At 42.7% G+C, this 14,598-nt stretch carries 15 protein-coding genes and 1 riboswitch; of the genes, 5 read left to right on the plus strand and 10 right to left on the minus strand.

All coding sequences use genetic code 11. The features are described from left to right. Nucleotides 1-205: hypothetical protein (locus CYQ88_RS10290; RefSeq protein WP_143483789.1), on the minus strand; the 205-nt coding region annotated here is incomplete at its 3' end. A 426-nt stretch (nucleotides 206-631) separates the two neighbouring features. Next, entirely contained in the window at nucleotides 632-1,216 is a 585-nt protein-coding gene (locus CYQ88_RS10295; protein WP_101841261.1) for a class I SAM-dependent methyltransferase, read from the minus strand. A gap of 538 nt (nucleotides 1,217-1,754) precedes the next feature. Here CYQ88_RS10295 and CYQ88_RS10305 point away from each other — a divergent pair. After that, complete coding sequence (locus tag CYQ88_RS10305) at nucleotides 1,755-2,942, plus strand: GGDEF domain-containing protein (RefSeq protein WP_101841263.1); 1,188 nt, start codon at nucleotides 1,755-1,757, stop codon at nucleotides 2,940-2,942. Between the two features lie 97 nt (nucleotides 2,943-3,039). Here CYQ88_RS10305 and CYQ88_RS10310 read toward each other — a convergent pair whose 3' ends face one another. From CYQ88_RS10310 to CYQ88_RS10345, 8 genes are all read right to left on the minus strand, one after another. Further along, complete coding sequence (locus CYQ88_RS10310) at nucleotides 3,040-3,600, minus strand: YceI family protein (RefSeq protein ID WP_158236042.1); 561 nt, start codon at nucleotides 3,598-3,600, stop codon at nucleotides 3,040-3,042. 312 nt (nucleotides 3,601-3,912) lie between these two features. Beyond that, complete coding sequence (gene glnT / locus CYQ88_RS10315) at nucleotides 3,913-5,268, minus strand: type III glutamate--ammonia ligase (protein WP_101841265.1); 1,356 nt, start codon at nucleotides 5,266-5,268, stop codon at nucleotides 3,913-3,915. Between the two features lie 14 nt (nucleotides 5,269-5,282). Beyond that, nucleotides 5,283-6,050, minus strand: coding sequence for a creatininase family protein (locus CYQ88_RS10320; protein ID WP_101841288.1), 768 nt, complete (start codon nucleotides 6,048-6,050; stop codon nucleotides 5,283-5,285). 147 nt (nucleotides 6,051-6,197) lie between these two features. Continuing rightward, the gene (locus CYQ88_RS10325; RefSeq protein WP_101841266.1) at nucleotides 6,198-7,175 is read right to left on the minus strand and encodes an ABC transporter substrate-binding protein; all 978 of its coding nucleotides are present in this window, start codon (nucleotides 7,173-7,175) and stop codon (nucleotides 6,198-6,200) included. Between the two features lie 178 nt (nucleotides 7,176-7,353). After that, nucleotides 7,354-8,208, minus strand: coding sequence for a DMT family transporter (locus CYQ88_RS10330; RefSeq protein WP_101841267.1), 855 nt, complete (start codon nucleotides 8,206-8,208; stop codon nucleotides 7,354-7,356). A 33-nt stretch (nucleotides 8,209-8,241) separates the two neighbouring features. Further along, on the minus strand, nucleotides 8,242-9,087 hold the full coding sequence (locus CYQ88_RS10335) for a sugar phosphate isomerase/epimerase (RefSeq protein WP_101841289.1): 846 nt from the start codon (nucleotides 9,085-9,087) through the stop codon (nucleotides 8,242-8,244). 5 nt (nucleotides 9,088-9,092) lie between these two features. Then, a complete protein-coding gene (locus CYQ88_RS10340) occupies nucleotides 9,093-9,875 on the minus strand; it encodes an N-acyl homoserine lactonase family protein (RefSeq protein WP_101841268.1) in 783 nt (260 codons plus the stop codon). A gap of 16 nt (nucleotides 9,876-9,891) precedes the next feature. After that, entirely contained in the window at nucleotides 9,892-10,902 is a 1,011-nt protein-coding gene (locus CYQ88_RS10345; RefSeq protein WP_101841269.1) for a fatty acid desaturase, read from the minus strand. Between the two features lie 282 nt (nucleotides 10,903-11,184). Between CYQ88_RS10345 and CYQ88_RS10350 the strand changes: the two genes are divergently transcribed. The 4 genes from CYQ88_RS10350 to CYQ88_RS10365 all read left to right on the plus strand — a co-directional run bounded on the left by CYQ88_RS10350 (nucleotide 11,185) and on the right by CYQ88_RS10365 (nucleotide 14,591). Further along, nucleotides 11,185-11,598, plus strand: coding sequence for a DUF1841 family protein (locus tag CYQ88_RS10350; protein WP_233188870.1), 414 nt, complete (start codon nucleotides 11,185-11,187; stop codon nucleotides 11,596-11,598). A gap of 1 nt (nucleotide 11,599) precedes the next feature. After that, the gene (locus CYQ88_RS10355) at nucleotides 11,600-11,812 is read left to right on the plus strand and encodes a hypothetical protein (RefSeq protein WP_101841271.1); all 213 of its coding nucleotides are present in this window, start codon (nucleotides 11,600-11,602) and stop codon (nucleotides 11,810-11,812) included. A 79-nt stretch (nucleotides 11,813-11,891) separates the two neighbouring features. Next, the gene (locus tag CYQ88_RS10360; protein ID WP_101841272.1) at nucleotides 11,892-12,413 is read left to right on the plus strand and encodes a DsrE/DsrF/DrsH-like family protein; all 522 of its coding nucleotides are present in this window, start codon (nucleotides 11,892-11,894) and stop codon (nucleotides 12,411-12,413) included. A 19-nt stretch (nucleotides 12,414-12,432) separates the two neighbouring features. Beyond that, nucleotides 12,433-12,620: riboswitch (cobalamin riboswitch) on the plus strand. A 150-nt stretch (nucleotides 12,621-12,770) separates the two neighbouring features. Next, nucleotides 12,771-14,591 carry a TonB-dependent siderophore receptor gene (locus CYQ88_RS10365; RefSeq protein WP_101841273.1) on the plus strand — a complete coding sequence of 607 codons (1,821 nt, stop codon included), beginning with the start codon at nucleotides 12,771-12,773 and terminating at the stop codon, nucleotides 14,589-14,591. The last annotated feature ends 7 nt before the right edge of the window (nucleotides 14,592-14,598 follow it).

The following is a 14,598-nucleotide window of genomic DNA, read 5'->3' on the forward strand; positions in this document are numbered from 1 at the left end:
GAAGTACTTCACCCATTAGTTTTATATAGTGCTGATCAATCTGATCAAGAAGCGCGGAAATTTCCTCAAGCTTTTCTTGGCGAAGTCGGATCTGCTGCCATTTCATCTCTAGCCTTGCTAAGGCAGTAGAGTTCCAGTGCGTCAATAGACCACCGACTAAACCTCCAAGCAAGGTACCTGCTACTCCAATTATTGCGGCGTCCATATTCATCTCCTTTTATGGCTAACTATAAATTGGACATCCTAAACTCGTTATATCAAGTATGTTGACGACTTATAATAATGCCGTTTTATGTTTTAATTTAGTACAAAAAGCTAAACTAACTTGATGTTTTTATAAGTATTACTATTTTAATAAAGTCGTTTAAGGGGCATATAGTATGGCTAATAAACCTAGGGATTTCTAATAGGGATTCAAGTTATCCGAAAACACTCAAGTCTCGCCTTTATTTCAAAAAAATTAAGTACATAGTAATACATATTTAACCAGGCCTGGGCATTTTTATTAGTTGACTACATTTCAAGCAATAGAAAAGCGGCCATTTAGACCGCTTTTAAAATTACTGCAACTTGTACTTGTTTAAAACAGGTGGCTGTAACGCTCTATTTCCCAAGCTGAGACGGTTTGATGCTAGGCATTCACAGCGACACCCATGACAACCCTCATTGAACCATTCTCACTTTCCATTGAAAATGGAATGGATATTGAGCATTTAGAGAACCCTGCTTGCGCCAGTGTTGATTCAATCAATTCCTTTGAAAAGCCTATGCCAGGTTCTTCACTTTCCTTTAGCCAGTCCCACTGAACCAATAAACCATCCTTTTTTAGCAATTGTTTTAGAAGCTTAAGTGTTTCTTGATAATCAGGCACAAAAGCCAAAACAGATGACGCTACGATCAAATCTAAATCATTCTTGAGAACGTCATTAAGCTCAATGAGCTCTTGGCTCAGTTCAGCATTTATTGTGTGTACATGGTTAAGACGTTTATCGGTAAGAATGGAAATCATCTTCTCAGAAGAATCCATCGCCACGACTGAGCTCGCGTGTTTGGATATTTTTTCTGTTAGCAGGCCTGTACCACAGCCGAAGTCCAGTACCTTAAGTCCCTCTAAATCAACAATTTTCAATAATGACTCATAGGCCTTATCGCAATATGAAATAACGGCCTCATTGCTGTCCCAACCGTCAGCATAATCGTCCCAACTTTCGCTCATTATCGTCAATTTCCTCAAGTTATCATTTTGGTGCTTTAAATCAGAGTCATAGGTTTAAAAGATTGACTATTTTCCTAATTGAAGCATGTGTTCGGTTTTTCGTAAACCTCAAACACCTTCTTAGCTAGTACTCTTGTTTAAGATCAAGGTAGCCAATTTAGAAGTTGTTTTCATCCATTACTTCAAAAACGACATCCATAATAATACATACATAACCAGGCCTGGGCGCTTTTTAACTGAAATAAAAGCTAGTTATTGATGACAATTCTTTAGCGTTTCGGGACTAGACGGGAGGTTTATTGTAAAAAAACAAAATCCCCCAAATCTCATTTCATTTCAATTACCTAAAGCAGTTGCTAATTCAATAAACTCAATGTAACCTTACTAAATATATTGTTTTTTTGGGTTGATTCGCTTTGATCATGATTGCGACCCTATCTAGAGAATCCGCTTGGAACTCTATAAAATAAATCTGATAGAGAAACGCTATTAACGAGCTGAACTGTTTGAAAGTGCCTAATTTATAAAAGAATACTGTATGAAAAGACATTTAAGCGCCAACAAACCACTGACGATTATGGGGCTTGCCATGACCCTGATGCTGACGCTCGTGGCGACATTCGGCTATACGGCACTCCATCAAGCTAAACAGATTGAACAAACATTCCATGACTTTTTTCAACATCCCTTTACGGTCAGTAATGCGGCAGGCCAGTTGAGATATGCGGTTACGAAAAGCCAACTGATCCTAACCAATCAACTTCAAAGTCTAACCCCCAGTCAGCACTATGGTTTTCATCAGAATGTTGAAACTTTAAATACAGACATTAATCGTCAGCTACAAATCATTCAGTCGCAATTTTTAGGTGATATGGATAAGATTCACCAACTGGAAAAATTGCTTGAGAAATGGCAAAAGTACGAGATGGAAATCCACTTATTGATTACCGATCAGGAGTCTGAAAAAGCCAAACACTTATTTCAAAGTAAAATGGTACTGCTCAATGAGCAAATCAATGTGCTCACGGATTATATTTTGGGCTTTGCTCTGAACAAGGCAAAACAATATGAGTCGAAGGCAATGCAGTCTAGTGAGCAATCGACCCGATTATTAACACAAGCGATTATGTTAACGCTCACGGTCATTATCACTATTTTGGGATATTTGATTTGGTACTTTTATCAATATAGCGAGAGAGTCGAAACCCGTGCGCTAACGGACAAACTAACGGGGTTATTTAATCGTGCTTTTTTAGAAGCTGAATTGCCGCGCCAATTTAATCTAGCCGACGAAGAGACTTCCAGTGTTTACACTATGCAGGTCATTGATGTGGACAACTTCAAACAGGTGAATGATACCTACGGTCACAATATTGGTGACCAAGTGCTAGTGACCTTAGCCAATGAACTGAAACACCATTTTCGTAAGGACGATATTATCGTGCGCTGGGGCGGAGACGAGTTTGTGTTAATTTTACCTAACACCAGCGAAATAGAAGCCTTGGCGATTGCGGAAAGCTTTAGAGCGCGCTTGGAAGATATGCCCATTCAGACCGACAAAGGGATTATTTACTTTACGGTCACGATTGGGATAAGCGAATTTTTATTGTCTGAACCCATAAAGCAAGCATTTGAAAGAAGTGATGCGGCGCTCTATCAAGCCAAACAAAGAGGACGAAATTGTGTCGCGTCCTATAAATCATTGACGCCCCAGAGTGATCACTAAGATTTTTTACAGAATAATTGTGACGTCTTTGCAGCATTCGTCGTATTCAAAGAATAAAAAACGGCCATATAGACCGTTTTTAACAGGTTTGTTTGGTTTATTGTTGTTTAAATATCAAACTGAACGTGACCGGGACGGCTGAGCTGATAGATGGCAGGTTTGCAACCTCACGCAATTTTTCAATGCCTTCCAATAAATCATATTGAGATGCCTCTACAATAACTGGGTTCATTGATACGGCTAAAATTCTATCTTTTGCTAATTTCACAACGCGCACATCGGTTGCCATTTCTTGTGATACACCGTGCAAAGACAGGTTAAAACGAAATGAATCTTGGTATGTTTCACCAATAGCCATCTTATCAATCGTTTTAACGTCTAAAGCCGCGCTGATGTTTGCTTTTGAAAATGAGGCAATTTCAAAAAGCATAGATTTCATTCGTTCATTACGTTTTGGAATATTGGTCTCAACACTGCCTAAATCGATATTGATTGATAATTTTCCATCAGAGTTTATTGATCCTTCAAGCTGCTTAAAGCTGTTCACCTCTCCCACTTTAGACTTTTTTATAGAAACATAATTAAGTTCCGAATCATCATTTACCAGCGCCCATTGAGCCAGCGCATTGGTAGAAAAAAATACCGTTGCCAGTATCAAAATGCATCTTTTTAACATCTCACTTCTCCTCTGATTTTTAAATCATCTCATAGTATTTATGGCTGACACGTTTTAAGCGTCTAACAATCATTAGCCATCGTAAATGGGTTATATTAAATAGATTAACGTCTGACAACAATACCATTTCATTTTATTAGTTTGGCAAAAAATAAAAATAACCCTATGTTTTTTCAGGGTTTATACATTCCATATAATTGTTCAGGCTATCACAGCATGACTCATAAATCTCGATCTTAGACAATAAAAAACGGCCATTGAGGCCGTTTTTAAAGTAACTGCAATAGACGCTGTTTAGAACAAATGGCTATAGCGCTCGATTTCCCAAGCTGAAACAGTTTGATGGTAGGATTCCCACTCTGCCGTTTTGTATTTAATGAATTCATCGCTAAGCCCTTTGCCAAGCGTTTTCTCAACAAACGGATCGGCTTTAAAGGCCTCAACAGCTTCCAGTAAATTTTTCGGCAAGAACTCAATGCCTCTGGCTTCGCGCTCGGCTTCGGTTAAATCATACAAGTTATCTTCTTGTGGATTGCCTGGATCGAGTTTTTCACGAATGCCTTCCAGCCCCGCTGCCAACACTAAAGTGGATGCCAAATAAGGATTCACCGAGCCATCAGCATTGCGCGATTCAAAGCGACCACCGCCCATAGGGACTCTGACTGAGTTGGTTCGGTTGTTTGAACCAAAGGAATTAAAGACTGGCGCCCAAGAGAAGGTGGCCATATCACCCTGTCGAACCAACCGCTTGTAGCTGTTCACGGTGGGCGAAAACACCGCACAAAGTGCTGGGCCATGTTTTAAAACACCGGCAATAAAGTGATAGCCAATATCCGTTAGCCCCAAGCCTCGTGGGTCGTCTTTTGGATCACATTTAAAAACGTTTTCACCGGTTTCTTTATCAAATAAAGACATATTAAAATGCGCGCCATTACCGGTTTTATCGGCAAAGGGTTTGGGCATAAAGGTGGCCAACAAGCCTTCTTCTTGCGCATAATGTTTTGCCATATAGCGGAAGAAGATAAACCGATCACACATGGTCAATCCATCGCTATATTGGAAATCAAACTCATATTGACCGTTAGCGTCTTCGTGATCGAGTGAATATAAATCCCAGCCTAGATCGTTAATGGTAGTCGCCATTTTGTCTAACCAGGTAAAACGATTCATAAAGCTGCGAACGTCATAGCAAGGCTTGGTTAATTTGTCGTCCTTGTCGGGCACGGATAGGCGGCCATCATCTTTTTCTTTCAGCACAAACAATTCACATTCGATACCCAGATTAAAACCAAAGCCCATTTCTTCGGCTTCGGCTAATACTTTTTTCAGAGCCACGCGGGTATTGATCTCATAAGGTTCACCATGCAGGGTATTGTCTGCAGCCATCCAAGCGACTTCTGGTTGCCAAGGCAACTGAATTAAGCTGTTTAAATCGGGGACGGAAGCGATTTCATCTTCATTGGGTTTTTGCCCCAAGCCATCCAAGGCATATCCGGTATACAATTCAGACCCTTTAACCATGTGATCTAAATGATCAATTGGCACAAACTTCCCTTTAGGGATGCCGTGTATATCAACATAAGCACCTAAACAGTATTTGATGCCTTTGTCTTTTAGGGTTTGTTTGGTCGTTTCAATATCATTTGCCATAACGTTTATCTCTTTTATAGGTTTGTTTTATCAAAATAGCCATAATCTAGCGGTGCGGTTTCAGCCATGCCTTTTTTCACCACTTTGCTTAAATCTTCAACCATCCAATCGAATAACTCTGTGCCCCTTTCAAGGGTTGCCAAGCTTGGGCTTCCCGTGACCCCATTCAAACTGGTTCGATTAACGGGATGTGAAAAAACACTGTCTTCGGTTCGATCTGGATCGTCACTGTCTTGCAATTTATCTTCACGTACGAGTTGTGGTGCCACGGCCATCATTAAAGACGTTTCAGCTTCATTGGCATGCCAATCTTCAGCATCTTCAAAATGACGTGCTTTGACCCTTTCGCTAACCGAAGCCGAATTGATCAATGCCACCATAAAGCCATCATGTTCGGCACGCAGTATCTCTAAAGCACACCGCAAGGGTGCAAAGTTGGAAACATGACTGTTTAAAATAAACAGTCGCTTAAACCCTGAGTCATGTACCCAATCACCGATGTCTTTCACCACATCAATTAGGGTTTTGGGTTGCAAGGCAATGGTGCCTGGCCAACGCTTTGAATGGCCGATGGAACAGCCATAAGGCAAGGTTGGTAACAATGCCACTTGAGTTTGTTCAGCGACCTTTTCTGCAAGTTGATGGGCTATCTCTGAATCCATTCCACAGCCCAAATGCGGACCATGCTGCTCAGTTGCGCCCACCGGCAATATCGCGGAATCGATGCCGGAACTAACTAATAGGGAAACTTCCTCCCATGTCATCTGATGCCATTGATTCATATTGCTACCTAAATCCCCTTTTTTATACACAAACGGATCCCTTAGCCAGAAGATGTTCTTCTAACAAGCTTTTGAATATAAAAAGAATTTAATAAAAAATAGCCGCAAGAACTGCGGCTATGATTGTTCATAACGACGGGGGTTGAATTACAATCCCTGTGTTAAAGAAGCATCAATGTATGAATCGATTTTTTGTGGATCAGCGTAAACTTTATTGGCAACGTTAAAGTCGTCAGAAAGTTTTGTTGAACCGTAGATAGAGCTGAATCCATCGCCTTTTTTGAAGTGTTTCTTCGCTTCTTCAAGCGTCAGAATCTTGGTGCCTTCTACAAACTTACCATACTTTTCAGGTGATAACCCAACACGTGATGCCATGATTTTGATTGCATCCGCTTTGGTTTTAGGATCATTGACATAATCCACCACTTTATACCAAACTTTAGCAACCTTTTCCCACTTAGCACGAGCGGCTGAATAGCTGCTTGGAGAAACACACAACATATCGTAAATCAGGCCAGGTTCATCGGCACTGGTATAGATGGCTTTTGACCCAGGAACCAAATCTAAAGCAGAACCTGAACTAGGCTGCCATGCAACAATCGCGTCAACCTGACCAGACGCCAAAACTTGTGGTGTTTCATTGGTTGGAACATTAACCAACGTTACATCAGACTCTGACATCCCATTGTCTTTTAATGCATTTAACAGTAATAAGTGACTCACGAAACCAACTTCGACGCCCACTTTCTTACCTTTTAGATCTTTAATCGAATCAATGCCTGGTGCACCAATCACCATGTCATTACCATTACTGTAGTCGTTCATTAAGAACATCACACTTTGTGCGCCTGTAGCACCGGTCACCAAAGCATCACCATTGGTCATACCAACCGCATCCAATTGTCCTGCGGCAAATGCGTCCATTGAAGCGACATAGTCAAACCATTCAAATTGAACATCCACCCCTTCTTCAGCAAACCAATCCTTTTCGATGGCCACTTCCCATGCTACCCAGCCAGGCCAATCACTATAGCCAATTTTTAAAGGCTCGGCGCTGACAGACAGAGCAGAGGTTGAAAGAAATAATCCTGCGAAGAAACCGACTAACGACTGACGTGAGAACATATTGGTACCACCCTAAGTTATTACAAATTGAAAGAAAGGTAATAAACATTAAACAGACTGTATACCAATAAACTTTTTAGCTTACATTTCATAGCGTTATAATTTTATAACGAAAATAACCACTATAAATCACACCAACATTTAACAAATACAATCATAAGCGCATTATATTGGTGCACTATTGTCGTCGCGCTTCCAAGAAGGCCGCCAAGACAATTAAGGTTCCACCCACCATTTCATATGGGGAAAGCGTTTCTCCCAATAGGATGCTGGCGGAAACCACCGCGGTAACCAATTCAAAAATCACAATAATTGAAGAACGGCCCGCTTCCATGTGCGTGACGGCCCACTGAGTTCCCAAGTTTGCAGCCATCATCCAAACGGCGGCATAAACCCCTAATAATAACCAGGCCTGGTTGCTCACCTCTAGATTCCATGGACTTTGTTCGGTGGCTAACAGCAAAATTGACGACAACAGCACCGCCCCCAAAAACATAAAGGCCAATTTACTATAAACCGATACGGTGGGTGACACGCGAAAAACAATATTATTCATCGCAAACAAAAACCCGGATAGCAAGGCAACTGCATCGATCCATGAAGGTGGTGCAATAAAGGCATTCATACCACCCACCACTAAAAACGCACCGATAACTGATAAACCGACACCTAACCACCTGACGGCATCAATTCGTTCTTTGAGAAAAATTCGACCGCCCAGCACTCCCCAAAGTGGCACCAAATAAAACAACACCATGACCCGAATCACTTCGCCATAGATTAACGCGGTATTAAATGCTAACTGTGCGCCCCCTCCTAACAAAGCAACACCGACAAGGATTCGCCAGTCTGATAGTAAATATCGTCTCTGCCGCCAACACCAAGGCAACATAATGACCAATAACGCTAAGTAAACAAAGAAAGTTAGGGCAATGCCGTGAAAGCCTTGCTCGTGAAGCGATTTCAATGGCAACCAAGTCAACCCCCATAAAATGGACGCCACAAAAAGAACAATAACCGCGCGGTTTTGCATAAATAATTCCTTAATAAACACTCAGCGTGTAATTTACGCCTGTGTCATAAACTGGTTGAAATGGTGACGTTCAGTTTCCGCCATCCATTGATTGATTTGCCAAATATCGGCAACGGGGGCTTGAGTGAAAGGTAACAAATGACAATACCCATCCGGACCAAACTCTGGCGTCATGGTGGTAAAGGCACGCTGCTGATCCAAATGATTTTGCCAAACGGTTTGCCAAAAGTTTTGATGAGAATGCAGTGCGGGTTGATATTCTGGTGCGGCTGGGTGCGGCACCTGCGGCCCTTGATCATAACCCACACGAGCATGCAGATGATGCACCTTGGGCGCCAACTGCGTTAAAGTGTCTAACTCTGAATCCATTAACCGTTCACACACCACACACCAATGACTAATATCGGCCGTCAGTTTCATTTCGGGCAATTGCTCAACCATCCTCAGAGTTGTCCAAGGGTTGAATAAAGGACGACTGCGGTGCGTTTCAAAGCAGACGGGTATATCATAGTCTTTAGCAATTTCGAGCGCGGCACCATAAAAATCAACGCTTTTGGATTCTTCCCAGGCATCACAACCGGTTAGACAAGTTGCCAATAATGGCGAGAGACTCATGCTGGCCTCTAGCCGTTTTTGAAACTCTTCCAGATGTTGCTCTGGCGTCCAATCTCGCTGGGGAACATAGTCTCCACCTGTGACGATTTCGGCAATATAATCCAGATCATGCCATCGCAACATCCCACTCCATTGCTGTTGATCATTTCGATCTAAAGGCGCAGGTCCTTCAATGCCTTGAAAATTAGCAACCGAAGCCTGTTCACAAGCTTGCTCAAAAGACAGTTGATGTCCCCATAGGGTTTTAAACAATTTCAGTTGCATTGCCATTACTCAAAATAATTTGGAAAACGATTATGACGTTGAAAAAAGTCCCAATCATGATTAGGCCAGATCACTGCTTGATTCTTCTGACTCAGCGATTTCAATTTTTGAATGCTTTGAACGGCCATCGCCGCATCGTCCTGCCAGCAGAGCCCCGGTGCCACTTCTTCATCGATATTTTCTTGTAGGTCCGCTGCATCACCCGCCAATAAAATCGGTTGTCCTTTAGGTAATTCAATTAACATCGACATATGTCCAGCGGTATGTCCAGGCGTTTCAATCGCACTGACGCCGGGAGCCAAATCATACTCACCGGTTTGCAGTTTCCAGTTTAGCGGCAGTTCAAAGTCTGAAGCAAAGTAGGCCTCATCAGCTGGTTCCTTTGCAGCTTGCATTTCTTTCGCATGCACATGCACTTCTGCATGACAAAATTCACACAAGCCGCCGGCATGGTCAAAGTGCAGATGACTACAAAACACCAAATCAACATCTTCTGGTTTTAAGCCCAACACCTCAAGTCGATTTGGTAATCGCTCTTCTTCAGACATTTCTGGTGGCCCAAACGGAAAGCCATCATGCTCGTAATAATGTTTTCTTTGATCTTGTTGTTGAATCTTTTGATAATCACAACCGACATCAAACAGAATACGACCATTCAAGGTTTCAATTAAGTAAGCCAGGATGGGGGCTTTAATAATCTCACCTTGCCCTCTTCCTCTGGTTGATAAGGTTTTTTCATAAGTGTGCCGCCCAGTTAAGATGGGCCAAAATTTGGTAACGTGTGTCATGTCTAACCCTTTACGGTTAATGCGCGGTTAAAAAAGAAACGCCATCAACCCCAATAAACGTTTCACCTTCATCCTGCTTTACATCCAAGTCCACTGGATCGCCATTTAAAATGCGTGGTACTCGATAACGGTGAAAACTTTTTACGAGGTGTTTGAAGGTCAATTGTTGAGGATGGTCTATGTCGAACATCTCGGCGTTCAGTTTCGGTAACCGATACCAAGGTTGCAACATACTGGCATGGTGTACATTGTGATAGCAAAAGTTTAATACCAGTAAGTTCAACCAAGGGTAGCGAACCGACAACAGATTAGAATAGGTATTGCGTTGCTCAAATTCGGCATCACGTAACTTGGCCTCTGGCCCCCGTTTTTGATCCAGAGTTTCGAACACTTCATAGGTATGTTGATGAATATCCATAAAGCGCATAACGGTTAAAAACAGTAAATAGGCCAATGGATATAGCCACAACACATGCCAAGAAATTGAAACTAACCACGCAAAAAAAACCACCCGTAATATTAACGCCATCATAACGCGCCCTCGCCGCTGTCGACGACTGGGTTTGATAAAAGGTAACAGAACCACCATTAGGTGCATCCATATTTCCAGCGCGGGGATATACGCCCATTCAAATGCTTTAATTACTTTCAGCAATAGCGGGTGCTTTGGTATGGTTTCACGAAAATCAAAAGAAACAATATCGGCACGATCAATATGATGTCGATTGTGTTTGTGCTGAACATCATCAAAATGAGAATAACTGCAACCGGTAATCCACAGACAAACTTCTGCGAACCAGCGATTGTGAGTCTTTTTTCGAAACAAACTATAGTGAGCGGCTTCATGTAATAGATAGGAAGCAATGACCATTGAGTGCGCTAACAAAACCACCCCCAGCAAACTCCACAGTGACGGCTCCAACAGCAATAAGCCGAACCCCACGATATAGGTCAACAGCACGTAGCTAAACGCCATTAAATTTGGCAAGATTGCATCATCATGCCTAAACAAACCCTGATTTTGCATTGAACCATCCTAGAATTATTTTTAGACAATAATTCAGAGTGATTAGCAGCGTCCATGCCACAAAGTTAGGTTATTGATAACTCAAATAAAATCTGATTTTAACTATTTTCATATACCCTTAGCGCACCAATTTAGTGCTTCATTACAGAGCGATTCAGAATAAACAGACTCACTCGCTGAAACCAATAAAAATCCTCCGACATCAGTGCTGTATTTCGGTAAACTATCCGTCCGAATTCATCAACTATCGACATTATGTTTTATACAACCGAAAGAGATAAAATGCGCCAGTTCTTTGCGGATACCTGGCAAAAAGCAATCCAAAATGTGCCACTGGATGCAATGGAACAACAAGTTGCAAAAGTGATTGAAATGCATCCGGAATATCATGCGATGCTCAATAACGCTAAGCACCTTGGTAATGACTACTTACCCGAAATGGGGGAAACCAACCCATTTTTACACATGGGCATGCATTTAGGCCTGCAAGAACAAGTGGTGTTGGATCAGCCTGCCGGTATTCAAGCCATTTACAGCCAGTTAGGAGAACGCCTTAAAGATGTCCATGAAACCGAACATGCCATGATGGACTGTTTGGGGGAAGCGCTATGGCAAGCACAACAAAATGGCGGCTTGCCGGATGAATCGGCTTACTTTAGCTGTTTAACTCAATTGGTTAATCCAAAGGAAGATTGAAATGGCTCACCCTCTTTCCCCTTTAAAACGCGCGATACGCAATAGTGCCATCTTGACGATATTGGTGGGCGCTTTAACTCAATACCAAGGAAGCACACTGAGCGAGTCACTGATGGCGATGCAGTTTACGCTTGTGGTGATTACGCCCGCTTTGTGGTTGTCTTATCATTGGACGCAAAAACTCTTTAAATCTCCGCCAACCGACTCAAAATAACCAGGCCTTTATGCCCATGCCCCTCGTGGGTATGGTTATTTTGGGACGATTTAGCGATTAATTTGCCAGGAATCATTGTATGTCAGCTTCGACAAAACCCACCGCAGACTTTAGTATTATCCAATCAAAAGGCTCTTTAGACTGGGCTTATCCATCCATGATTCTTGCCAGTAGCGCGGTGGCAATGGGCAAAGAGGCAGAAATCTTTTTTACTTTTTACGGCATCAACTGCTTACTGAAAGACACCAGCGCACTCAAGGTGTCGCCAGTGGGGAATCCCGGCATGCCGTTAAAAAGTCCGCTCGGCCCAGACTGGCTCAAGCAGATTAATTGGCGTTTTTTACCCGACAGTGTTTGGGGGCTGCCAGGGATGACCTCGGCTGCAACCTGGATGTTTAAGAAAACGTTACAACAACAAAACCAACTGCCTTTTGATGATTTTCGCCAACTGTGTTTGGAATTGGGCGTGAAATTTACGATTTGTGAAATGAGTATGCAGCTATTGGGATACCGTGAGGAAGATATGATTGACGGCATTGATTATGCTGGTGCTGCTACCTATTTTGCTCAAACGCCACAACAACAGAGTTTATTTATTTAACATTTTAGAATCATTCCCGCTATAATGCGCTTTTTTAGGTGCTGGTGAACTCAATACGCCAGTTAAACGGGAAGTTTGTGCAAATCAAACGCTGCCCCCGCAACGGTAATAGAGAAGACAAATGATCATGCCATTGGAATTACTTCCGAGAAGGCCATTTGAAATTGCTCTTAAGCCCGGAGACCGGCCTGAAAAGGGTCAGCAAATGCTGACACAACCGATTGCGGTGGGCAATACGGCGTGTATTTATCTTTTTTGGTTAGGTCTGTGCCGTTCAAAGGACAAGCATTCCTATCGGTTAAGCTAAGTCTCCGTTTTGCCTTCGTTCATTATCAATATGAATTGAAGGAAACTTTCATGAAAAAAACCACATTACAAGCAGCCCTTTTAACGCTGCTAACCCCTACGATCACCCTTGCGGCCAGTAGTCAAATCGATCCGATCATTGTCACGGCGCATAATTCGCAAGAGTCGGCTCAAGCCGTCACCTCAAAAATGCATATTATCAGTCGTCAGCAAATTGAAGAAAAACAATACCAAACCCTAGAGGATGCCTTGCAGGAATTGCCTGGATTTTTCAGTACTCGTAATGGCGGCTTAGGAAGCGCAACGTCCGTTATGCTGAGAGGCCAGTCAGCCAAACACATTTTGGTATTGCAAGATGGCATTGAACTCAATGACCCCATGAATATCAATGGCGCCTATTTTGAAACTTTGAACCTTGATAATGTCGAACGTATTGAAATCATCAAAGGTGCTCAATCCGCACAATGGGGCAGTGGCGCTATGTCAGGTGTCATCAATATCATTACGCGTCAGGCTTCTAATCAAGCTGGTTTCGGCTATGAAGCGGGCAGTTATGGTTTCCAAAAGCTGCGTTTTGCTGCTGGCGCTAAACAACAGAATGCCGATTTTTCTGTAAACTTCTCGACTTTAAAAACCGATGGTTTCAGTGCGGTCAAACCTTACCAACGGTCAACCGATGGCTTGGAAAGTGATGGTTATCAGCAAACCGATTTAGGCATTAAAGTAGGGATTAATCCATCTCAAGGGCACCGTATTGAGACGAACTTTCAGCAACGTCAAGCGCAAGGCGAAATCGATTACGGAAATGACCCCAGTGCCGATGCCAACAGTGAGCTTAAAAACAGACTACGCCAATTGCGTTACCAATTTAGCGGGGACACGGTTCAATTTACTGCCAGCGCCCAAGACACCGAAAGTAAAACGCTTTATTCTGCTGGAAAGCTCACCCAAGCGTTAACGCAACTGAATTGGCAACCTCAAGCCAATCAAACACTACGCCTAGCCATGGATAAGCGCTATCTCAGCAACCAGAATTCAAACACAAATAACTATGATCAACTGGGCTATAGCGCCAGCTTACAGCAACAGCTTTTGGAGGATACCTTAGTTTTGAATGCCGGACTGCGCCAAGATGAATACTCTTTATACAACAATAAAAACACGGGCAATATTGGCCTCAAGGGTCAATTGACGATTGACAGTTATTTAGCTGCGAATTATGGCACCGCCTATCGTGCGCCCTCTCTAGCAGAAATCAGTTATACCGATGCTGCGGCCCCGATGCTGACACCTGAGACCCAAACCAGTTATGATGTCACGTTTCACATCAAGGGGTTTGAAATCAGTTATTTTGATGCCAAAATTGGCGATGAAATTGATTATGATTTAAATACCGGCAGTTTTGGTAGTTATGTCAATCTTGATGGACAATCGCACTACCAAGGTATCGAAGCAAGTTATCAGAGAGAATGGTTAGCACTGGCAAGCCAATTGAATCTGCAATACAGCCAGCAAACGGCGAAAAATGATGCCGGAGAATGGTTGGCCAGACGCCCTGCTTCTCAAGCCAGTGTCAGTTTCGACAACTATCAATTATCTGATACCCATTTAGGCATCCGCGTACGTTATGTGGGTGAAACCTTTGATGAGCCTAACCAAACCGGTGCTCAGATTGGCAACTATACGGTCACGGATTTGGTAGCTGATTATCAGCTTAACGCGCACTTAACGGTTTATGGTAAAGTGTTGAATCTGTTTAATGAAGATTACACCACGGCCGTTGGTAGCCCTAGAGGCGGTATCTCTACCCCAACGTTTGTCTATGCCAATGGCGGCACACAAGTGTTTGTCGGTATTAAAGGCCAACTCTAAGGAAGTT

This window comes from Hydrogenovibrio sp. SC-1 (genome assembly GCF_002848135.1).
Lineage (GTDB): Bacteria > Pseudomonadota > Gammaproteobacteria > Thiomicrospirales > Thiomicrospiraceae > Hydrogenovibrio.